The sequence below is a fragment of the Microbispora sp. NPDC088329 genome (genome assembly GCF_040685655.1).
Lineage (GTDB): Bacteria > Actinomycetota > Actinomycetes > Streptosporangiales > Streptosporangiaceae > Microbispora.
The window spans coordinates 389,177-409,690 of sequence record NZ_JBFBIP010000004.1 but is presented as its reverse complement, the minus strand read 5'-3'; the positions used below and the strand labels follow the sequence as shown (position 1 = coordinate 409,690).

At 71.3% G+C, this 20,514-nt stretch carries 17 protein-coding genes; 11 read left to right on the top strand and 6 right to left on the bottom strand.

Annotation, left to right across the window (positions count from 1 at the left end; genetic code table 11):
* The first annotated feature begins 294 nt into the window (after positions 1 to 294).
* From AB0O28_RS11885 to AB0O28_RS11875, 3 genes are all read left to right on the top strand, one after another.
* Positions 295 to 2,682, top strand: a complete 2,388-nt coding sequence (locus tag AB0O28_RS11885; protein WP_363639062.1) for a glycoside hydrolase family 48 protein — start codon at positions 295 to 297, stop codon at positions 2,680 to 2,682.
* Between the two features lie 172 nt (positions 2,683 to 2,854).
* The gene (locus AB0O28_RS11880; RefSeq protein ID WP_363639060.1) at positions 2,855 to 5,221 is read left to right on the top strand and encodes a glycoside hydrolase family 9 protein; all 2,367 of its coding nucleotides are present in this window, start codon (positions 2,855 to 2,857) and stop codon (positions 5,219 to 5,221) included.
* Positions 5,222 to 5,390: 169 nt separating this feature from the next.
* On the top strand, positions 5,391 to 5,792 hold the full coding sequence (locus tag AB0O28_RS11875; protein WP_363639058.1) for a cellulose binding domain-containing protein: 402 nt from the start codon (positions 5,391 to 5,393) through the stop codon (positions 5,790 to 5,792).
* A 167-nt stretch (positions 5,793 to 5,959) separates the two neighbouring features.
* On the opposite strand, the gene AB0O28_RS11870 is transcribed toward AB0O28_RS11875, so the two are convergent.
* From AB0O28_RS11870 to AB0O28_RS11860, 3 genes are all read right to left on the bottom strand, one after another.
* Complete coding sequence (locus AB0O28_RS11870; protein ID WP_363639056.1) at positions 5,960 to 6,223, bottom strand: hypothetical protein; 264 nt, start codon at positions 6,221 to 6,223, stop codon at positions 5,960 to 5,962.
* A 134-nt stretch (positions 6,224 to 6,357) separates the two neighbouring features.
* Positions 6,358 to 7,881 carry a HAMP domain-containing sensor histidine kinase gene (locus tag AB0O28_RS11865; RefSeq protein ID WP_363639054.1) on the bottom strand — a complete coding sequence of 508 codons (1,524 nt, stop codon included), beginning with the start codon at positions 7,879 to 7,881 and terminating at the stop codon, positions 6,358 to 6,360.
* A gap of 10 nt (positions 7,882 to 7,891) precedes the next feature.
* Complete coding sequence (locus tag AB0O28_RS11860) at positions 7,892 to 8,620, bottom strand: response regulator transcription factor (RefSeq protein WP_363639052.1); 729 nt, start codon at positions 8,618 to 8,620, stop codon at positions 7,892 to 7,894.
* Positions 8,621 to 8,768: 148 nt separating this feature from the next.
* Between AB0O28_RS11860 and AB0O28_RS11855 the strand changes: the two genes are divergently transcribed.
* From AB0O28_RS11855 to AB0O28_RS11845, 3 genes are read left to right on the top strand one after another with little or no spacing between them, the layout of a single operon-like run.
* Positions 8,769 to 10,142, top strand: a complete 1,374-nt coding sequence (locus AB0O28_RS11855) for a ferredoxin reductase family protein (RefSeq protein ID WP_363639050.1) — start codon at positions 8,769 to 8,771, stop codon at positions 10,140 to 10,142.
* A 21-nt stretch (positions 10,143 to 10,163) separates the two neighbouring features.
* On the top strand, positions 10,164 to 10,736 hold the full coding sequence (locus tag AB0O28_RS11850; protein ID WP_363639048.1) for an FMN-binding protein: 573 nt from the start codon (positions 10,164 to 10,166) through the stop codon (positions 10,734 to 10,736).
* On the top strand, positions 10,733 to 11,503 hold the full coding sequence (locus AB0O28_RS11845; protein WP_363639046.1) for an FAD:protein FMN transferase: 771 nt from the start codon (positions 10,733 to 10,735) through the stop codon (positions 11,501 to 11,503). Before AB0O28_RS11850 ends, AB0O28_RS11845 begins: the two co-directional genes overlap by 4 nt.
* 77 nt (positions 11,504 to 11,580) lie before the next feature.
* Here the strand turns inward: AB0O28_RS11845 and AB0O28_RS11840 are convergent, their stop codons facing one another.
* On the bottom strand, positions 11,581 to 11,955 hold the full coding sequence (locus AB0O28_RS11840; RefSeq protein ID WP_363639044.1) for a hypothetical protein: 375 nt from the start codon (positions 11,953 to 11,955) through the stop codon (positions 11,581 to 11,583).
* A 310-nt stretch (positions 11,956 to 12,265) separates the two neighbouring features.
* Positions 12,266 to 13,417: an FAD-dependent monooxygenase gene (locus AB0O28_RS11835; RefSeq protein WP_363639042.1), complete on the bottom strand. Its 1,152-nt coding sequence runs from the start codon at positions 13,415 to 13,417 to the stop codon at positions 12,266 to 12,268.
* 87 nt (positions 13,418 to 13,504) lie between these two features.
* On the opposite strand from AB0O28_RS11835, the gene AB0O28_RS11830 reads away from it, so the two are divergent.
* The 5 genes from AB0O28_RS11830 to AB0O28_RS11810 all read left to right on the top strand — a co-directional run bounded on the left by AB0O28_RS11830 (position 13,505) and on the right by AB0O28_RS11810 (position 19,540).
* Entirely contained in the window at positions 13,505 to 14,155 is a 651-nt protein-coding gene (locus AB0O28_RS11830) for a TetR/AcrR family transcriptional regulator (RefSeq protein WP_363639040.1), read from the top strand.
* 68 nt (positions 14,156 to 14,223) lie between these two features.
* Positions 14,224 to 14,664: a MarR family transcriptional regulator gene (locus AB0O28_RS11825; RefSeq protein ID WP_363639038.1), complete on the top strand. Its 441-nt coding sequence runs from the start codon at positions 14,224 to 14,226 to the stop codon at positions 14,662 to 14,664.
* A complete protein-coding gene (locus AB0O28_RS11820) occupies positions 14,661 to 15,074 on the top strand; it encodes a VOC family protein (protein ID WP_363639036.1) in 414 nt (137 codons plus the stop codon). Before AB0O28_RS11825 ends, AB0O28_RS11820 begins: the two co-directional genes overlap by 4 nt.
* A 416-nt stretch (positions 15,075 to 15,490) precedes the next feature.
* Positions 15,491 to 18,634, top strand: a complete 3,144-nt coding sequence (locus tag AB0O28_RS11815; protein ID WP_363639034.1) for a DEAD/DEAH box helicase — start codon at positions 15,491 to 15,493, stop codon at positions 18,632 to 18,634.
* Positions 18,635 to 19,540 carry an SWIM zinc finger family protein gene (locus AB0O28_RS11810; RefSeq protein ID WP_363639032.1) on the top strand — a complete coding sequence of 302 codons (906 nt, stop codon included), beginning with the start codon at positions 18,635 to 18,637 and terminating at the stop codon, positions 19,538 to 19,540. It abuts the gene before it with no gap.
* 39 nt (positions 19,541 to 19,579) lie between these two features.
* Here the strand turns inward: AB0O28_RS11810 and AB0O28_RS11805 are convergent, their stop codons facing one another.
* The gene (locus tag AB0O28_RS11805) at positions 19,580 to 20,509 is read right to left on the bottom strand and encodes a diacylglycerol kinase family protein (protein ID WP_363639030.1); all 930 of its coding nucleotides are present in this window, start codon (positions 20,507 to 20,509) and stop codon (positions 19,580 to 19,582) included.
* Positions 20,510 to 20,514 lie beyond the last annotated feature (5 nt).

The following is a 20,514-nucleotide window of genomic DNA, read 5'->3' as shown; positions in this document are numbered from 1 at the left end:
CAGCAAGGGGCCCCGGCTCACCGCCGGGCGGGATCCCGGGGTGAGGCGCAGGCAACCTGTCATTGACATACCGGGGGCCCAATCCACAATCCTGATGTGGGAGCGCTCCCATCGTATCGGTTCAGATTCACCCCTGCCCGCATCGGCCACGAAATCCGCTACCTGGCATTTCTTCGCCCGATGCTCCCACCCCCAACCCACTTTGGAGATCCTCCACAAATGCGAACGAGAGCTCTTAGTACGGGAGCGCTCCCACGATCGCGGAGACCGCTCGCCCTGCTGGCGGCCGCCACCGTGAGCGGCGGCCTCCTCGTCGGGCTGGCGCAGACCCCCGCCTCCGCCGCCGTGGCCTGCGACGTCCAGTATGCGCTCAACTCCTGGGGTTCCGGCTCGGGCGGTTTCACGGCCAGCCTGGACATCAAGAACCTCGGCGACCCGATCAACAACTGGACGCTCCGGTTCACCTTCCCCAACGGGCAGAAACTGTCGAACGGCTGGTCGGCGAACTGGAGCCAGAGCGGCACCACCGTCACGGCCACGAGCATGTCCTGGAACGGCAACCTCGGCTCCGGGGCGGCGACCAACATCGGGTTCCAGGGAACGTGGACCGGCAGCAACGACAAGCCCGCCTCGTTCTCCATCAACGGGGTGACCTGTGGGGCGACCGTGAGCCCCTCCCCACCCGTGAGCCCGTCGCCGTCGCCCGTCGTGTCGCCCTCGCCGGACGTGTCGCCCTCGCCCGACGTGTCGCCCTCGGCGTCGCCGTCGACGAGCCCCACCCCGGGCACGGACAACGAGTACGTCAAGAACTTCCTGACGATGTACAACAAGATCCACGACCCGGTCAACGGGTACTTCTCGCCGCAGGGCGTGCCGTACCACTCGGTCGAGACGTTCATGGTGGAGGCGCCGGACCACGGCCACGAGACCACGTCCGAGGCGTTCAGCTACTACCTATGGCTGGAAGCCATGTACGGCAAGGTCACCGGCGACTGGTCGAAGTTCAACACCGCGTGGACGACGATGGAGAAGTACATCATCCCGTCGCACGCCGACCAGCCCACCAACGACAAGTACGACGCCAGCAAGCCGGCGACGTACGCGGGTGAGTGGAACGACATCAGCGGCTACCCGTCGCGGCTCGACAGCAGCGTCAGCGTCGGCTCCGACCCGATCGCGGGCGAGCTGAAGAGCGCCTACGGCACCAGCGACATCTACGGCATGCACTGGCTGCTGGACGTCGACAACGTCTACGGCTACGGCCGCTGCGGCGACGGCACCACCAAGCCGGCGTACATCAACACCTATCAGCGCGGCCCTGAGGAGTCGGTCTTCGAGACCATCCCGCAGCCGTCGTGCGACACCTTCAAGTTCGGCGGCCCGAACGGGTACCTCGACCTGTTCACCGGCGACGCCTCCTACGCGAAGCAGTGGAAGTACACCAACGCGCCGGACGCCGACGCCCGCGCCGTCCAGGCCGCCTACTGGGCGCTGACCTGGGCGACCGAGCAGGGCAAGCAGTCGCAGGTCTCCACCGCGGTCGCCAACGCGGCGAAGATGGGCGACTACCTGCGCTACGCGATGTACGACAAGTACTTCAAGCAGCCAGGCTGCACCAGCACCTCCTGCGCGGCCGGCACCGGCAAGAACGCGTCGAACTACCTGCTGTCCTGGTACTACGCCTGGGGCGGCGCGACGGACACCTCGGCCGGATGGGCCTGGCGCATCGGCTCCAGCCACAACCACTCGGGCTACCAGAACCCGATGGCGGCCTGGGCGCTGTCGAGCGTGAACTCGCTGAAGCCCAAGGGTTCGACCGCCGTCAACGACTGGTCGACCAGCCTCAACCGTCAGCTGCAGTTCTACAAGTGGCTGCAGTCGGACGAGGGCGCCATCGCCGGCGGCGCGACCAACAGCTGGGAGGGCCACTACGCCAGCCCGCCGTCCAGCCTGCCCAAGTTCTTCGGCATGGCCTACGACTGGCAGCCGGTCTACCACGACCCGCCGTCCAACCAGTGGTTCGGCTTCCAGGTCTGGACGATGGAGCGCGTGGCGGAGCTGTACTACGCCACGGGCAACGCCCACGCCAAGGAGATCCTCGACAAGTGGGTCGCCTGGGCGCTGTCGGGCACCACGATCAACGCCGACGGCACCTTCCGGATGCCCTCGACCCTCAGGTGGACCGGCCAGCCCGTGGGCAACTTCAACAGCCCCAATGACTGGCCCAACGCCAACCCGGGCCTGCACGTGACCATCCAGGACTACACCGACGACGTCGGCGTGGCCGGCGCGTACGCCAAGACCCTGATGTTCTACGCGGCCAAGTCGGGCAACACCCAGGCCAAGAACACCGCCAAGGCGCTGCTCGACGGCGTCTGGCAGCACGACCAGGACGCCAAGGGCGTGTCGGTCGCCGAGACCAAGGCGGACTACAACCGCATCGACGACCCGATCTACGTCCCGTCCGGCTGGACCGGCAAGATGCCGAACGGCGACCCGATCAACAGCAACTCGACCTTCATCTCCATCCGGTCCTTCCTCAAGAGCGACCCGGACTGGCCGAAGGTCCAGTCGTACCTGAACGGCGGCTCCGCGCCGGTCTTCCACTACCACCGATTCTGGGCGCAGACCGACGTGGCCACCGCGCTCGGACAGTACGGCCTGCTCTTCCCCAACGGCTGAGCGAGCCCCGTAAGCCGGGGTGCGGTGTCGCCTGACCCTTCACCGCACCCCCAAGGGAGTGTCCCGTGATCCTCGCCGATCCACGGGACACGACCGACGTAAACCGGGGCGCGGCGGCGCCTGACCCGCTGCCGCGCCCCCGATTCCCCCCACCCATGCGAGGCATACATCCATGCGGCGTACGTTTCCGGCACTGGCGGCGCTGATCCTCTCCACCGCGGTCGTCCCCGCCGCGGTTCCCACCGCGGCTTCCGCGGCCCCGGCGTTCAACTACGGCGAGGCGTTGCAGAAGTCGCTGTTCTTCTATGAGGCCCAGCAGTCCGGCACGCTGCCGTCCACCAACCGCGTCACCTGGCGCGGCGACTCGGCTCTCAACGACGGCAAGGACGCCGGCCTGGACCTGACCGGCGGCTGGTTCGACGCGGGCGACCACGTCAAGTTCGGCCTGCCGATGGCGTTCAGCACGACGATGCTCGCGTGGGGCGCGGTGGACTACCGCGACGCCTACGCCTCGTCGGGGCAGCTCACCTACCTGCTGAACAACCTGCGCTTCGTCAACGACTACTTCATCAAGGCCCACCCGTCGTCCAACGTCCTGTACGGCCAGGTCGGCAGCGGCAACCCCGACCACGCCTGGTGGGGGGCGGCCGAGGTGCTGCCGATGAACCGGCCCTCGTACAAGATCGACTCCTCCTGCGCCGGGTCCGACCTGGCCGGTGAGACGGCGGCCGCGATGGCCGCGTCCTCGATCGTCTTCCGGCCCACCGACCCGTCGTACGCCGACAAGCTCCTCACCCACGCCAAGCAGCTCTACACCTTCGCCGACACGGTGCGGGGCAAGTACAGCGACTGCATCACCGACGCGGCCTCCTTCTACAAGTCCTGGAGCGGGTACAACGACGAGCTGGTGTGGGGCGCCATCTGGCTCTACCGCGCCACCCAGGACGCCTCCTACCTGGCGAAGGCCGAGTCGTACTACGCCAACCTCGGCACCGAGTCGCAGTCGACCACCAAGTCGTACAAGTGGACGATCGCCTGGGACGACAAGTCGTACGGCTGCTACGCGCTGCTGGCGAAGCTGACCGGCAAGCAGCAGTACGCCGACGACGCCAACCGGTGGCTCGACTGGTGGACGGTCGGCGTCAACGGGCAGAAGGTGAACTACTCCCCCGGCGGCCAGGCCGTGCTCGACTCGTGGGGCTCGCTGCGTTACGCCGCCAACACCGCGTTCGTCGCGCTCTTCTACAGCGACTGGCTGACCGACGCCACGCGCAAGGCCCGCTACCACGACTTCGCGGTGCGGCAGATCAACTACGCGCTCGGCGACAACCCGCGCAAGTCGTCGTACGAGATCGGTTTCGGAAACAACCCGCCGCGCAACCCGCACCACCGGACCGCGCACGGCACCTGGACCAACAATCACGACGGCGAGCCGGCGCAGAGCCGGCACATCCTGTACGGCGCGCTGGTCGGCGGGCCCAAGTCGGCCGACGACGCCTACACCGACAGCCGGGCCGACTACACGATGAACGAGGTCGCCACCGACTACAACGCCGGCTTCACCAGCGCGCTCGTGCGGCTGTACAAGGAGTACGGCGGCACCCCGCTGGCGAACTTCCCGGTCGCGGAGACCCCCGACGGCCCGGAGATCTACCTCCAGGCGGCGCTCAACGCCACCGGCCAGAACTTCACCGAGATCAAGACGATGGTCTACAACCACTCGGCCTGGCCCGCCCGCGCGCTGACCGACGGGTCGTTCCGCTACTACTTCACCCTCGACGGCGACACCACGCCGAGCCAGATCACGCTGACGGCGAACTACAACCAGTGCAAGCCGCCGACCGGGCCGACGCAGTTCTCCGGCAAGGTCTACTACGTCACGATCGACTGCTCCGGGCAGACCATCGCCCCGCAGGGGCAGTCGGAGTCGCGGCGTGAGGTGCAGTTCCGCATCGCCAGCTCCGGCTCGTGGGACCCGTCGAACGACTGGTCCTACACCGGGGTGTCGACGACGCCCTCCACGCCGGTGACGGTGCAGAACATGACGCTGTACTCGGGATCCACCAAGATCTGGGGCAACGCGCCGGGCACCGAGGCGTCCCCGTCCCCGTCGCCGTCGGTCTCCCCGTCGGCGTCCCCGTCGGCGTCCCCGTCCGCGTCGCCCTCGGCCTCGCCCGACGTGTCGCCCTCCCCGTCGCCGGCGATCTCGCCGTCGCCCTCGCCGTCCCCGGTGACCGGCAAGGCGTGCACCGCGACGTACAAGGTCACCAGCTCGTGGCAGGGCGGTTTCCAGGCGGACGTGACCGTACGCAACTCGGGCGCGTCGGCCATCACCGGATGGACGGTGGGCTGGACGTTCCCGAACGGCCAGACCGTCTCCCAGCTGTGGAGCGGCACCGTCAGCCAGAGCGGGTCGAACGTCACGGTGAAGAACCTGTCCTGGAACGGCAGCCTGGGCTCCGGCGCCACCACGAGCTTCGGCTTCACCGGCACCGGCTCGGGCACCGCACCGTCGTCCGTCACCTGCACCCCCGCGTAGCCCGCTTCCGGGCTCGCCCCAGTCGCCCGCCTTCCCCAGACGGACCCCTCTTTGGGGAAGGCGGGCATCCACATCGGCCCGCCGGCGACGTGGCCGGCGATGCGCTCGAGGACAACGGCACGATCCGGCGTCCCGGTGAACGGCCGGGCAGCGCGAGAAAGGGAGATCGATGTTCAAAGCGACGATCGCCGCGGCGGCCCTGGTCCTGGCGTCCGCGGGGGTGACCGCCCTCCCGGCCGCCGCGGACTCGCTCGGCTGCACGGCGACGTACACGATCACCAGCGTGTGGGGCGGTTCGCAGAGCCACGGCGCGCTCGCGCAGGTGACCGTGCACAACAGCGGGTCGTCGGCGATCAAAGGCTGGCGCGTGGGGTGGCGTTACACCGACGGCACCGTCGTCGCCCAGGTCGGGGGAGCCGTGCCACTCCCGGTGATCGGCCTGCCGGGCGTCTACGCGTTCGGCAACGAGAGCTACAACGGCGACATTCCGATGGGCGGCTCGACGGTCTTCGGCCTCATGACCACCGGGGGCGGCGGCAGAGCTCCCAGCGTCACCTGCACCCCCGCCTGATCCGCCCGCGCGCGGACTCTCCCCACCCGCGCGGGGACGGCCCGCCTGGGCCGGACACGGACGATCCCCCGGGACACCCTCCCGGGGGATCGTCTTTTCTCGTTATACGAACTGAACGCGACCGGGCGGATCACACCACGCCATGCCGGTCACCGGGCCCACACCGGTCACCAGGCCTCCGGAGGCAGGTTCACATCACCGACGCGGTCGTAGATGACGGTCTCGTCCGCCAGCCTGACGACCACCACGCGGCGGGCGAGTCCCGCCCTCTCCAGCGCCTTCGCCGACTCCACGGCGTTCTTCGCATAGTGGTAGCGGTCACGACTACCGGTGAACGGGCTCTCCCTGTCGCACCTGACCTCGTAGCGGTCATCCGGCCAAGGGTGGACAAGCCCGTCACTGGTGCGGCGCTCGGTAGCGGTCGCGGTCATTGCAACACCTCTCTTGTCGCGGAGGGACCTCCGCTCAGAAAGACCCCCCTGCCCCCCCAACGTCTAAGTATTCCTCATATGCAACGTTTGTTTCACGGCACCCCCTCGAACAGGAGGGCGAGGACAGCACGATGTCACGCGGCGGGCAGCATCACGCGGAACGCGGTGCGGCCGGGGCGGCTTTCGACGTCGGCGGTGCCGCCGTGGGCCGCCACCACCGCCCGCACGATCGCGAGCCCCAGGCCGCTGCCGCCCGAGGCGCGGGTGCGGGCCTTGTCCGCGCGGACGAACCGTTCGAAGATCTCGCCCCGCAGGTCCTCGGGGATGCCGGGCCCGTCGTCGGTAACGGTCAGCTCGACCGTGTCCGGCCCCGGAGGACCCGATACCCGATGACCCGGTGCCCGATGAGACAGTGCGACGGTGACGGTCGTTCCGGGCGGGGTGTGCGCGCGGGCGTTGCCCAGCAGGTTGGCCACCACCTGGTGCAGCCGGTCGGGGTCCCCGGGCACGGTGACCGGCTCTTCCGGCAGGTCGAGCCTCCAGCGGTGGTCCGGCCCGTAGGCGCGGGCGTCGCCGATGGCGTCGATGACCAGGCGGGTGAGGTCGACCTCCTCGCGGGCCAGCGGCCGGCCGGCGTCGAGCCGGGCCAGCAGCAGCAGGTCGTCCACGAGAGTGCCCATGCGGGCCGACTCGGCGTCGATGCGTTCCAGGGCGTGCCGTACGGCGCCGGGGACGGCCTCCTCGTCGCGGCGCGCGAGCTGCACGTGGGCGCGGACGGTGGCGAGCGGGGTGCGCAGTTCGTGGCTGGCGTCGGCGGCGAAGGTGCGCATCCGCTGCTCGCTGGCGTGCCGGTGGGCGAGCGCCCGCCCCACGTGGCCGAGCATGCGGTTGAACGCCTCCCCCACCTGGCCGATCTCGGTGCGGGGGTCCTCGTCGGGCACTCCGTCGGGCAGGGCGACCTCGCCGTCGGCCAGCGGCAGGCGGGCCACCCTCCGGGCCGTCGCCGCGACCCGGTCCAGCGGGCGCAGCGACAGCCTCACCCAGACGGCCCCGGCGATCCCGGTCACGAGCACGACGACGGCGAACACCCCGATCTCGGCCATCTGCAGGCGCCGGACGGTGGTCCGCACGTCCTTCAGCGGCAGCCCGGTGACCAGCGACTCCCCCTCGGAATTGCGCACGGCCATGACCCGGTAGTGACCGAGGCCGCCCGAGGACAGGTCCAGCGTGTGCCCGAGCCCGTCGGATGGGACGGCGGCCAGCGCCTTCTGGTCCGCGGCCGACAGCACCGGGTCGGCCCGGCCCACGACCGCGGGGGCGCCCGTCCGTCCGTCCCGCACGAGCACGCCCAGCGTGCCGGGCGCCTGCCCGCGCGAGTCCCCGCGCTGGCCGTACGGATCGCGCGGGTATCCGTGCTCGCGCGCCTCGTGTTCCTCGTGGGCCAGGCTCGCCGCGAACCGCCCGGCCGTCATGGACAGCTGCTGGTCCAGTCGTTCGACCATGAACCGTTCGAGCAGGAGGGACGAGGCCGCCCCGGCCGCCGCGCAGGCGAGCACGAGCAACACCAAAGTGCCCACCACCAGCCGGCCCCGCAGCGTCGTCGGCGCCAGGCGAAGGCGGCGGGTGCGCCGGGCTCTCGCCCGCGACGGCCCGGTCACGGCACTGCGATCACGGTCGCAGGACGTATCCCACGCCCCGCACCGTGTGGATCAGCGGCCTCCGGCCCGCGTCGATCTTCTTGCGCAGGTAGCTGATGTACAGCTCGACCACGTGCGCCTGCCCGCCGAAGTCGTACGACCAGACGCGGTCGAGGATCTGCGCCTTGCTCAGCACGCGCCGGGGGTTGCGCATGAGGAAGCGCAGCAGCTCGAACTCGGTCGGCGTGAGCTCGACCAGGTCTCCGTCCCGGGTCACCTCGCGGGCGTCCTCGTCCATCGTCAGGCCGCCCACCATCAGCCGGTCGCCCTCGGCGCTGCGCGCCATGCCGGCGCGGCGCAGCAGCCCGCGCAGCCGGGCGAGCACCTCCTCCAGGCTGAACGGCTTGGTCACGTAGTCGTCCCCGCCCGCGGTGATGCCGGCGATGCGGTCCTCCACGGCGTCGCGCGCGGTCAGGAACAGCACGCACACGTCCGGGGCCTCGGCGCGCAGGCGGCGCAGCACCTCCAGCCCGTCGAAGTCGGGCAGCATCACGTCCAGCAGCACCGCGTCGGGCTGGAACTCCCGCGCCTCCCGCACGGCCGACGTCCCGTCGTCCGCCGTGCGCACCTCCCAGCCCTCGTACTTCAGCACCGCGCCGAGGACCTCGACGAGGTCCGGCTCGTCGTCGACCACGAGGACGCGTACGGGGTTTCCGTCGGGACGGACCAGACCGGGCCGTTCATTCGAAGTCTTACGCATGATGATTCCAGGGTCTCCCCGCTCACCTGGCATCCCCTGTGAGCCACCTCAGAGAATCCTATGAATGATCCGCAGGTGCCCCGGTTCATAGGAAAACAAGAGGTTCGGTTGGCACGGTGAGTCGCGTGAGGACAACGAGGAGGCACGCGTGACCACCACCTTGCCGGGAACAGCGGTGACGACGGGGCAGGCCCACGTGCCACGCGGAAGCGCGCGTGCCCGGCCCGAGGCCGTCCTGGCGCTCGTCGCGGCGGGAGCGGTCGCGGTCGTCGGCATGTGGTGGGCGAACACGCCCGGCGTCGCGGGGCCGGACGAGTGGCTGACGAACGCGGGACGCATCACCGGGCTGCTCGCCGGATACGCGATCGCCGTGCTGCTGGCGCTGATGGCCCGGGTCCCCGCGCTCGAGCGCGGCGTCGGCTCCGACCGGCTCGCCCGGTGGCACTCGATGGGCGGCCGCTACGTCGTCGGCCTGGCGGTGGCGCACATGCTGCTGATCATCTGGGGCTACGCCCTGACCGACCGCACCGACGTGGTGAGCGAGACGGCGACGCTGAACCTCACCTATCCCGACGTGCTGAAGGCCACCGTCGCGCTGCTGCTCCTGGTGGGCGTCGGTGTCGTCTCCGCGCGCGGGATCCGCCCGAAGCTGCGCTACGAGACGTGGTTCCACCTGCACTTCTACACCTACCTGGCGGCATACCTGGCCTTCGGGCACCAACTGGCCACGGGCGCGGAGTTCGCCGTCGCCCCGGTCGCCCGCACCTGCTGGTACGTCCTCTACTGGGGCGTCGCGGCGCTGCTCGTGTGGTATCGCTTCCTGACGCCCGTGCGGCTGGCCGTACGGCACCGCCTGAGGGTCGCCCGGGTGGTGCCGGAGGGACCGGGGGTCGTCTCCGTGTATGTGAGCGGACGGCGCCTGGACCGGCTGCGGGCCGAGCCCGGCCAGTTCTTCCGCTGGCGGTTTCTGACCAGGGACCTGTGGTGGTCCCCCAACCCCTACTCGCTGTCCGCGCCGCCCGGCGCGGCCGAACTGCGGATCACGGTGAAGGATCTGGGCGACCAGAGCCGCTCGCTCGCCGGCCTGCGGCCCGGCACCCGGGTGCTCGCCGAGGGGCCGTACGGCGCGTTCACCGCGAGCGGGCGCCGGGCGCGCAAGGTGCTGCTCGTCGCGGGCGGCGTCGGCATCACCCCGCTGCGCGCGCTGTTCGAGTCGGTGCCGGCCGCCCCCGGCGACCTGACCCTCCTCTATCGCGTGCGCGACGAACGCGACCTGGTGTTCCGCGCCGAGCTCGAGGAGATCTCCACGGCACGCGGCGCGACCCTGCACTACTGCGTCGGCCCCCGGGCCGTGATCGGCGACCCGTTCACGCCCGCGACGCTCGCGGAGCTGGTGCCGGACCTGCCCGGTCACGAGGCGTACGTCTGCGGGCCGGCCGCGATGACGAGCGCCGTCACCGCCGCCCTGCGGGCCGCCGGGATGCCGGGACGCCGCATTCACCACGAGTCGTTCGAGTTCTGACCATTCCGGATTGGAAGTTCCATGCGCAGAGCCATATCGGCCGTGCTCGCGACCGCCGTCGGTCTCGTGCTGCTGCTGTCGTTCAAGCCCCATGAGATGACCGCGCCGGCCCAGCGCGCCGCCGCCGTCGCCCAGGGCGGCGCCGGGGGGCCGGACGGGAGCGGGGAGGGCCGCGGCGGCGGCTTCTTCGGCCGCGGACACGACCACGGCGGGTTCTCGGACGGGGACGAGGACGGTTTCGGCGAGGGCGTCCCGGGTTCCTCCGGCTCCGGGTCGGCGTGGACCGGGCCGGGCGCCACCGCGGGCGCCACCGACGGCGAGAAGACCGTCACCGGCGACTCCGCCAACACCCGATGGGGACCCGTCCAGGTGCAGATCGTGATCTCCGGCGGGCAGCTGGCCGGGGTCAAGGTGCCGGTGGCGCCCGCGAACAACCGCCGCGACATCGAGATCAACAACGAGGCGCTGCCGATCCTCAACGAGGAGGCGCTGTCGGCGCGGTCCGCCGAGATCGACACGGTCTCCGGCGCCACCTACACCAGCGACGGCTACATCCGCTCGCTGCAGAGCGCCATCGACAAGGCCGGGCTGTGACCCGCCACGTCGAGCACGTGATGGGCACCGTCTTCTCCTTCGACGTACGCCACTTCAACGGCCGCCACGACGACGAGGCCGGGCCGCGTGTCGCGGCGGCCCTGGCGGAGGCGGTGGCCTGGCTGCACCACGTCGACGAGGTCTTCTCGACCTACAAGCCGGACAGCCCGGTCAGCCGGCTGGGCCGGGGCGAGATCACTCTGGCCGGCTGCCCGCCGGAGGTGTCCGGCATCCTCCGCATGTGCGAATCGGTGAGCGACCTGTCCCGCGGTTACTTCACCGCGTACCCGGGCGGCCGCCTCGACCCTTCGGCCATCGTCAAGGGCTGGGCGGTCGAGCGCGCCTCCGCCGTCCTGCGTGCGGCGGGCCTGCCCGACCACTCCGTGAACGGCGGCGGAGACGTGCGGCTGTCCGGCGCGGCGGCCCCCGGGCGTTCCTGGCGGATCGGCGTCGCCCACCCGCTCCGCCCGGGGGACCTCGCCGCCGTGGTGTCGGGCGACGACCTCGCCGTGGCGACCTCGGGCACGGCCGAACGGGGGGCCCACGTCATCGACCCCCACACCGGCCGGCCCGCGACCGAGCTGGCCTCCGTCACGGTCGTCGGGCCCGACCTCGCCCTGGCGGACGCGTACGCCACCGCCGCCCTCGCCATGGGCGGAGCGGCCAGAGACTGGGTGGAGGAACTGGACGGCTACGAGGCCTTCGCCGTCACCGCCGCCGGCGCCACCTGGCGGACATCCGGCTTCCACGCCGGGGCCGCAACCTGAGCTCGCAGGCCCGTCGCCGCACGCCCGTCGACGGCGAGGCCGGTGCCGCAGGCCGACGAGCGATCGCGATCACTTAATCAGCAGGCGGCGACTAAAGTACCGGCGTTCTGCACGCGGTCCGCTTTGATGTGGATGGCCTGACTGGCAGCCACCTTGGGGGCCTCCACAGGCTGTGCCGCTGCCGTCGGGGCTACATTGAGCTGCGCCGCCTGGACCTCCGCGCTGATCTCAATGCCGTGATCGATCGCCAGTGCCGCGGTGAAGGTGCGCGAGCTCAGGATGTGGTTGAAGAGCCTCTGCAGATCCTCGCCCTTGGACTTCCGGATCGCCTTGCGCTCGGCGCGGTCTATCTTCGCGTACGCCCAGATGTTCGCGTCCTTGGCGTGGCCTTCCAGGCACTCGAAGATGAAGTAGCTGCCACGCTGATGAAGGATCCCTGCGACGTTTGCCACCTGCGGTTTTACCGGTTCATCCTTAAATGACCGACCTTTGACCGGTCGGTCTTTATTGCCATACTAAGTGAGGATCTCATCGTCTCCGATCCTCTCCCCACGGTCTGAACAGTCGCATGAGGAGAGATGTTAAAGCCCAGGCCGGAGCACCTGCAATCAGGACAACACTTTCTGCGATTAAGTGCAGGTCACGGCCATCCAAAATGGTGGATAATTGCCGAGTTTGAACGATCGGTCGCATATCTCCTTATGCAAGAAGCTGCTCCTTCCTGCATTCATGCCGTATAAGCATGGACCCACAGACGGCGTGTCATCGGGTGAGGGCGTGCTTGAGGCGTGTGGCGGCGGCCATGGCCGGCCACAGGCGGGTGGCCAGGTTCCGGGCGAGGATGCCGCCCCGCGTCGCGGGGACGAGCAGCGCCGACGCCTGCGCGACGTTCCGCTGCTTGGGGTCCACCAGGCGCCGGTGCGCGGCCTCGTACCGGCGGAAGGCCGCACCGGGGTCGCCGGGGTGGACGGCCAGCGCCTCGGCGAGGGTGAACGCCCCCGCCATGGCCAGGGTGGACCCGTCCCCGAACAGCGACACGCAGGACGCGGCGTCGCCGAGTAGCGCGACGCGGCCCTTCCACCAGCGGGGCAGGCGCACCTGGCTGACGGAGTCGAAGTAGAGGTCGCCGGCGGCGCGCACCCGTTCGAGCAGTTCCGGCGCCCGCCAGGACACGTCCGCGAAGGCGTCGGTCAGCATCCGCTTGTGCTGCTCGGTGTCGCGGTGGTCGAAGCCGGGCTCCTCCGGGCTCCGATAGAGGAAGAACGCGCCCGGGGACGTGGGATGGACGGCGACCGCCCTGCCGGGTGCGTTGTGCATGAGGACGTCCCGGCCGCCCTCCGTCGCGCCGCCGCCGAGTGGCGTCGTCGCGACGTAGAGGCCCATGTGGCGCACGAGCCCGCTCTGCGGTGTCCCTGTCTCCCGGCCGAACGTCAGGCGCCGCGTCACCGAGTGCAGGCCGTCGGCTCCGATCACCAGGTCGAAACGGCGGGGTGCGGAGCGCTCGAAGGTGACGTCCACCCCGTGCCCGTCCTGACCGAGCGCCGTGATGGAGTCGTCGAAGAGGAACTCGGCGTGGTCGCGGCTCGCCTCGTAGAGGATCGACGCGAGGTCGCCGCGCGACACCTCGACCTCGTCCCTTTTCTGAAAGGCGCGCATGTCCATCCGGCCGACGCGCCGGCCCGCCTCATCGACGAAACTGACCCCGGTCGTGCCGGTGGCGGCCTGGCGTAACCGGGGCATGACACCCATGCGCTTGGCGACCGGGACGGCCGGCCCTCTGACGTCCACCGGGTTGCCGCTGGACCGCGGCTCTCCGCCGCGCTCCACGACCGTGACCCGGAACCCGTGCTTGGCCAGCCAGTAGGCCAACGTCGGTCCCGCGATCCCGGCCCCGGAGATCAGCACCGTGCTCATGACACACCCCTAACCGGAGGGTTTTCCTCCGCATGTAGACGGTATCCTAACCGGAGGAAAATCGTCCATATCCCGCTAGGTGGTGAGGTGCCAGTGGAGAAGGGGCTGCGCGCCGACGCGCGCCGCAACCGGGATCTGATCGTCGCCGCCGCCCAGGACCTGTTCCTGGAACAGGGCGTGGACGTGCCACTGGAGGAGGTCGCCCGCCGGGCCGGCGTGGGCGTCGGCACCCTCTACCGTCGCTTCCCGGACCGTGATGCACTGCTCCGCGCCGTCGGCGAGGAGAGCCTGCGCCGCCTGGACGACCTCGCGGAGGCCGCCTGGCGTGAGGAGCCCGACGCCTGGCACGCGCTGTGCCGCTTCCTGCGCGGTTCGGTCGAACTACGGCTGGGCGTGCTGCCCGCGAAGCTCGAACCCCACCTCCACCAGCGGATGCGCACCGGCGCCGACCTGCACGAAATCCGGCAGCGGGTGATCGCCGGGGTCCAGCGGATGACCGAGCAGGCACAGGCGGACGGCGCGCTGCGCGCCGACATCGGCCCCGGCGACATCGCCCTGCTGATGACCCTGCAGGTCTACACGCCGCCGAACCTGCCCGGCGAGGCGGCCATGGCCCGCGTGGTGGAGATCATGCTGAACGGCCTGCGCGCCGATGCGGAATCGCCCCTCCCTGGAACTCCGCTCGACGAGGACGACCTGCGCCACTACACCGCCGTACGGCTCCCGCCCGCCCAGTGACGCTCGGGCTGTGACGGGTCTCCGGTGGGGGATACCGCACTGATTATTATGTTGGGCATAATAAATGCGTGGCGAGTGAAGAGGCCGTCGCGGCGATCCGGTCCTGGACACGGCTCGACCAGGCGATCACCGCGTACAACCGGCAGGTGGAGGCGCGGTTCGGCGTGACCGGGGCGCAGCTGGCGATCCTCCGGCTGGTGGCCGAGTGGGGGCCGCGGGTGCGCCTGGCCGACCTGCGCGACCGGCTGATGATGCACCCCGCCACCATCGGCCAGCTCCTGGACCGCCTGGCCGCCCGGCGCCTGGTGGAGCTGACCCCCGATCCCGACGACCGGCGCCGCCGCATCGTGGGCCTGACGCCGGAGGGCCGCCGCGTCGCGGAGGAGGCGCCGCTGGTCGGTCCGGTGCGGCTGCGCCACGCTCCTGCAGACGCCGGACGGCTGCGCCGGTTGGCGGCCGCCCTCGACGACGCGGTCGTCCTGTTCGGATTGGAGGATTACGTCACATGACTCCGACTGAGAGCGGCATCACGGTGCTCGGCGTCGACAACATCCTGTTCACCGTCGGCGACCTGGACGAGGCCGTGGAGTTCTACGCCGCGCTCGGTCTTCCGCTCGCCTTCCGGATGGACGAGCCCGGCATCGCGCTGTTCCGGCTGGGCGGCGAGCCTGCGGGGCTGCTCGTACGCCGCGGTGAGATCTCCGCGGCGGCGGGTTCCGGCGAGGGGCGGCCGCGGCTGTGGCTGGAGGTGGCCGACGCCCGGGTCACCGCGCGGACCCTGCGGGAGACGGGTGTCGCCGCCCTCGCCGACCCTTTCCCGGTCGCGACCGGATGGACCGTCGAGGTCGTCGATCCCTGGGGCAACGTGGTCGGCTTCACGGACTACACCACCATGCCCGAGCGGGGCCGCGGCGCCTGACGCCGTCCCGCTCGTGCGCGGGAGCGGGAGCGGGCGAGCAACGTCGCGCGCTGTCGCGACCAGCCCGTTCCAGCGGTGCCGTCATGCCCGGCGATGTGGCGCGAACCGGCCGGTCGTAGTTCAGCGCCCGTCGCGGTGCGATCTACTGAGCAGTCGGTAACTCATGACGGATTCCGCTTGGCGAAGGCGCGTTGCTCGGCCTTCCACTGCTCGGTCGGCCTGCTGTCAACCTGCTGATCACCAGTGCGGACAGGCTGGAGCTCGACACCGCTCCCGGCAGCGCCGGCAACTCGCGGTCGGTATGGATCACACCCGGGACTGCCGCTGCCGCGGCGAGCCTGGGTCGACCGCTGACGACACGCGGCCTGCGGTGCCGGAACCGCTGCTAGCGTTCCGAGATAGCAGGAGGAGACGGAATGCTCGTGATACACGGAGGCTGGGACGCCGGCCGCCTCGTGCTCTGGGCGGAGGACGCGGCCGGCCCGGAGCCCGGTGTCTCCCGCGCCGAGGTGCGCCCCCACCCCTTCGCCGTCCCGGCGAGCACCCTGGCCGCGGAGCTGTCGCGCTGGGGGGACGCGACGACCGAGGCGGCGGGCAAGGCCGTGTCCGGCGAAGCCGTGCTGCTGCTGCCGAGTTCGGCGACGAGTCCCCTCCCTTCCCCGGAGACCGGCCTGCGGATCACCGCGCGCCGCCCGAGGATAAGTCCATGGCGGGTGCCCGCGCTGCTGGTCGAGCCGGGGCCCGCGCTGCGCCTGCTGACGGAGACGTTCGAGCCGCCACCCGTCGCCGGGCCGTCCCTGCGCTATCTCGCGGTCGTCGCCGCCCACGCCCGTGACCTGGTGCGGCGCGGCCGGGTGCTGCCCCAGCTCGTCGCCGAGGACGACGGCTACGCCGCGCGCTGGCGGCCGGTGGTGAGCGGCCCGCACGCCGACCGCTTCCGGGAGCTCGCCGCCGCGATGCCGCCTGTCTGCCGGGCCGTGGGCGAGGAACGCCCCTCGGCCCACGTGCTGATCGAGGCGCTTGCGGGCCTGGCCGACGCCGCCGTACGGCAGGCCCTGCCCGAGCGTCTGCTGGGCGGGCACCATCCCGGGCGGCGCGGTCCCCTGGCCGACCGCTGGACGGTGGCGCTCACCGGTGACACGGCGGCCCTTCCCGGAGTGCGCGAGCAGGAAGCGGAGACGCTGGCCCGGCCGCTGGAGGACTGGTTCAGGGCCGCCCACCAGCTCGACGGCCCGGTCAAGGTCTGCTTCCGTCTCGTCGAGCCCCTCCTGACCGAGGAGCACCCCGGGCAGGATGCGACCGCGGGCCAGGAGATGGCGGCCGAGCCCGCCGCGGCCCACGCCACCGCACCTCGCGGCCTGGCCGGAGCGGGCGCCGATCCCCCCGCGCAGGCAGAGACGACGGCCCCGCCGGACGCCGGAGGCTGGCGGGTGGAGTTCGCCCTCCAGTCGGCCGAGGATCCGAGCCTCTATCTGCCCGCTCCCCTGCTCTGGGCGGGCGAGACCATGCCCGGGCTGCCCGGCCGTCCCGACGAGGCCCTGCTGACCGGCCTCGGCCGGGCCGCCCGCCTCTACCCGAAGATCGACGACGCGCTCCGGCAGGCCCGGCCGGCGCACGTCGACCTCGACGTGCAGGGGGCCTTCCATTTCCTCCGCCATGCCGCGCCGCTCCTCCAGTCGGCCGGGTTCGGCGTGCAGCTGCCCGCGTGGGCGGGCCGCACCAGGCTCGGCCTGAAGCTCACCACGCGTTCCCGCTCCGGGCCGGGGGCCGCCGCCGCCCAGGGGTTCGGGCTGGCGCAGCTCGTCGACTTCCGGGCCGAGCTGGCCGTCGGCGACGAGACGATCGGCGAGGAGGAGCTGGCCGAGCTGGCCCGGCTCAAGGTGCCGCTGGTCCGGCTGCGCGGCCAGTGGGTCGAGCTGGACGCCCGGCAGCTCGGGGCAGCGCTGAAGGCGGTGGAGCGGCGCGGCTCGGGGCAGACGACGGTCGGCGAGATCATCCAGGAGGTGGTCCACGGCGGGGATGACGACCTTCCACTGGTCGCGGTGGACGCCGACGGCCTGCTCGGCGACCTGCTGTCCGGCGAGGCCGATCGCCGTCTCGAACCCGTCGCGACCCCGGCCGCCTTCCACGGCACGCTGCGGCCCTACCAGGAGCGCGGCCTGGCCTGGCTCACCTTCATGTCCCAAATCGGGCTTGGCGGCATCCTTGCGGACGACATGGGATTGGGCAAAACCGCCCAGACGCTGTCGCTTCTGACGAAAGAGCGTGAGTCGGGCGAGCCAGTAGAGGCGACGTTGCTGGTGTGCCCGATGTCGCTGCTCAGCAACTGGCAGAAGGAGGCCGCCCGTTTCGCGCCGTCGCTGGACGTCTATCTCCACCACGGCACGGCCCGTCTGCGCGGTGAGGAGCTGGCCGAGCGGGTCGCCGCCGCCGACCTCGTCCTCACGACGTACGGCACGGCGTTGCGCGACCGCGACGTCCTCGCCGGGTTCACCTGGGCCCGGGTCGTCTGCGACGAGGCCCAGGCCATCAAGAACGCCGCCGCCCGGCAGGCCCAGGCCGTGCGCTCGCTCCCGGCGCGGACGCGGCTGGCGCTGACCGGTACGCCGGTGGAGAACCACCTGGCGGAGCTGTGGTCGATCATGGAGTTCTGCAACCCCGGCCTGCTCGGATCCGCGAGGGTTTTCCGCGATCGCTATCAGGAGCCGATCGAACGGCGGGGCGACGAGGCGGCGACCGCCGCGCTCAGGCGGGTCACGGCCCCGTTCGTACTGCGGCGCCTCAAGACCGACAAGACGATCATCTCCGATCTGCCGGACAAGATGGAGATGAAGGTCTGGTGCACGCTCACCCCGGAGCAGGCGAGCCTCTACCAGGCGGTGGTCGAGGACATGATCGGCAGGATCGCCGGCAGCGAGGGCATCGAGCGGCGCGGGAACGTCCTGGCCGCGATGGCCAAGCTCAAGCAGGTCTGCAACCACCCGGCCCACCTGCTCAAGGACGGCTCCCGGCTGGCGGGCCGCTCGGGGAAGCTGGCCCGGCTGGAGGAGCTGGCCGAGGAGATCCTCAGCGAGGGCGACAAGGCGCTGGTCTTCACGCAGTACGCCGAGTTCGGCTCGATGCTGCAGCCCTACCTGGCGGCTCGTCTCGACCGTCCGGTGCTGTGGCTGCACGGAGGGCTGCCGAAGAAGACGCGCGACGCGCTGGTGGAGCGGTTCCAGACCGAGGACGAGCCGATGATCTTCCTCCTGTCGCTCAAGGCCGCCGGCACCGGGCTCAACCTCACCGCCGCCAACCACGTCGTGCACGTGGACCGGTGGTGGAACCCGGCCGTGGAGGACCAGGCCACCGACCGGGCGTTCCGCATCGGGCAGACCCGCGACGTGCAGGTCAGGAAGTTCATCTGCGCGGGGACTCTGGAGGAGCGGATCGACGAGATGATCGAGCGCAAGAAGGCCCTGGCCGGCAGCGTCGTCGGGACGGGCGAGGACTGGATCGCCGAGCTGTCCACGGCGGAGCTGCGCGAGCTGTTCCGCCTGTCCCCCGAGGCGGTGAGCTGAATGCCCGTCGGCCCGGACGGCTGGTTCGAGGCCGCGCGGCCCATCAGGGTCGAGGGCGGCATCAGGGCGCGCTCGAAGCGGGGGACGATCGGCGAGCAGTGGTGGTCGCGGCGGTTCGTCGACGTCCTGGAGCGCGTCTGCGACCCGGGCAGGCTGACCCGGGGCCGCGCCTACGCACGGCGCGGCCAGGTGCTCGATCTCGACCTCGGCCCCGGGCTGGCGAAGGCCCGGGTGCAGGGCTCCCGTCCGGAGCCGTACGACGTGCGCGTGCGGATCACGGCGTACGCCGCGGACGAGTGGGCGGGGCTGACCGCGGCGCTGGGCGCGCAGGCCCTGCACCGCGCGAAACTGCTCGCCGGAGAGATGCCGCCGGAGGTCGAGCAGGTCTTCGACGCGTGCGGGCTGCCGCTGTTCCCGGGCGAGCGCGGGCTGGACATGGACTGCTCCTGCCCCGACTGGGGATTCCCCTGCAAGCACCTGTCCGCGGTGCTCTACCTGCTGGCCGAGGCGTTCGACGAGGATCCGTTCCTGGTGCTGGCCTGGCGGGGCATGGCCAGGGACACCCTGCTCGACGCCCTCCGCCACATCGTCGGACAGGGTGGCGACCTCGGCCACGGTGGGCAGGTCGCCGGCGGGCCGGACCCAGGTGAGCCGGGGGACGGCGGCGCGACGCCGGAGCTTCTCGACGTGGCCGACGTCCCGTTCGCCGGGCGTCTCGGCGACTTCTACGAGCCGGGCGTCCCGGCGGCCCGTCTCGGCCCGCCGGCCGATCCCGGGTCGCCCCCCGACCTGCTGTTGCGCGCGCTGGACCCGCCGCCGGTCAAGGCCAGGCACATTCCGCTCCTCGACCTGCTGCGGCCCGCGTACCGGAGGTTCGCGGCCGAGGAAGACGAAGCGGCCGGATGAGGGCAAGCGGCCGGATGAGACGAGGCGGCCGAATGAGGATCAGGTGTCCTCGAAGCTCTGCGGGACCATGACCCGGACGCCGTTCGGGACGGTCCTGAGCACGAGCGGGGTGCACAGCCGCACCTCGCCGTCGATGTCGGCCGCCAGCGGCGGGTCGGTCTCCAGCAGCATCTCCTGGCCGGTCACGAACGGGCCGCCCGCGAGACTGGTCCACTTGCCGGTGGTCGCCCGTACGAGGGTCTCGCCGAGCAGCCGCAGCCGCTTGCCCGAGCCGAGCTGGTAGGCCACCAGCTTGCGGTTGTCGATGCTGACGTCCCTGGCGATCTGCCACCCACCGTGGAAGCGGCCGTTGGCGATGTTGAGCTGGTGGGTCAGCAGCTCGTGGCGTTTGCCGTCCACCGTGATGTAGGCGCGGAACGGCCGGTGCCGGGGCAGGATCGTGAGCGCGGTCAGCGGGTAGGCCGCACGGCCCAGCATCCGCTTGACCCACGGCTTCACGGTGCCCGCCACCTCGACCGAGACGCCGAAGCTCGCGAGGTTGGCGAAGGGCCGGTCGCCGCAGATCCCGAGGTCGATGTCGGCGACCTTGCCCTCGCCGAACACGCCGATCGCGCCCGCCAGGTCGAGCGGCAGCCCGAGGCTGCGGGCGAAGTTGTTGGTGGTGCCCAGCGGCAGCACGCCGAGTGCGACGTCGCGGCCGGCGACGTGCTTGATCGAGCTGCTCAGCGTGCCGTCGCCGCCGCCGACGACGAGCAGGTCGGGCCGCGGTTCGAGCGCCCGGGCGATGACGTCGCGCAGCCGGGCCGGGTCGGTCACCGGGTGGACGCCGGTGAGCCGGAAGTCCCGCTCCCGCAGCAGCCGCACCACCTCGGGGTAGCGGCGGCGGCCTCGCCGGGACTTGGTGTTGACGACGACGGCGGCCCTGCGCTCCCGATGGATGGCCGCGGTGTGATCCGCCTTGCTCCGCACGCTCA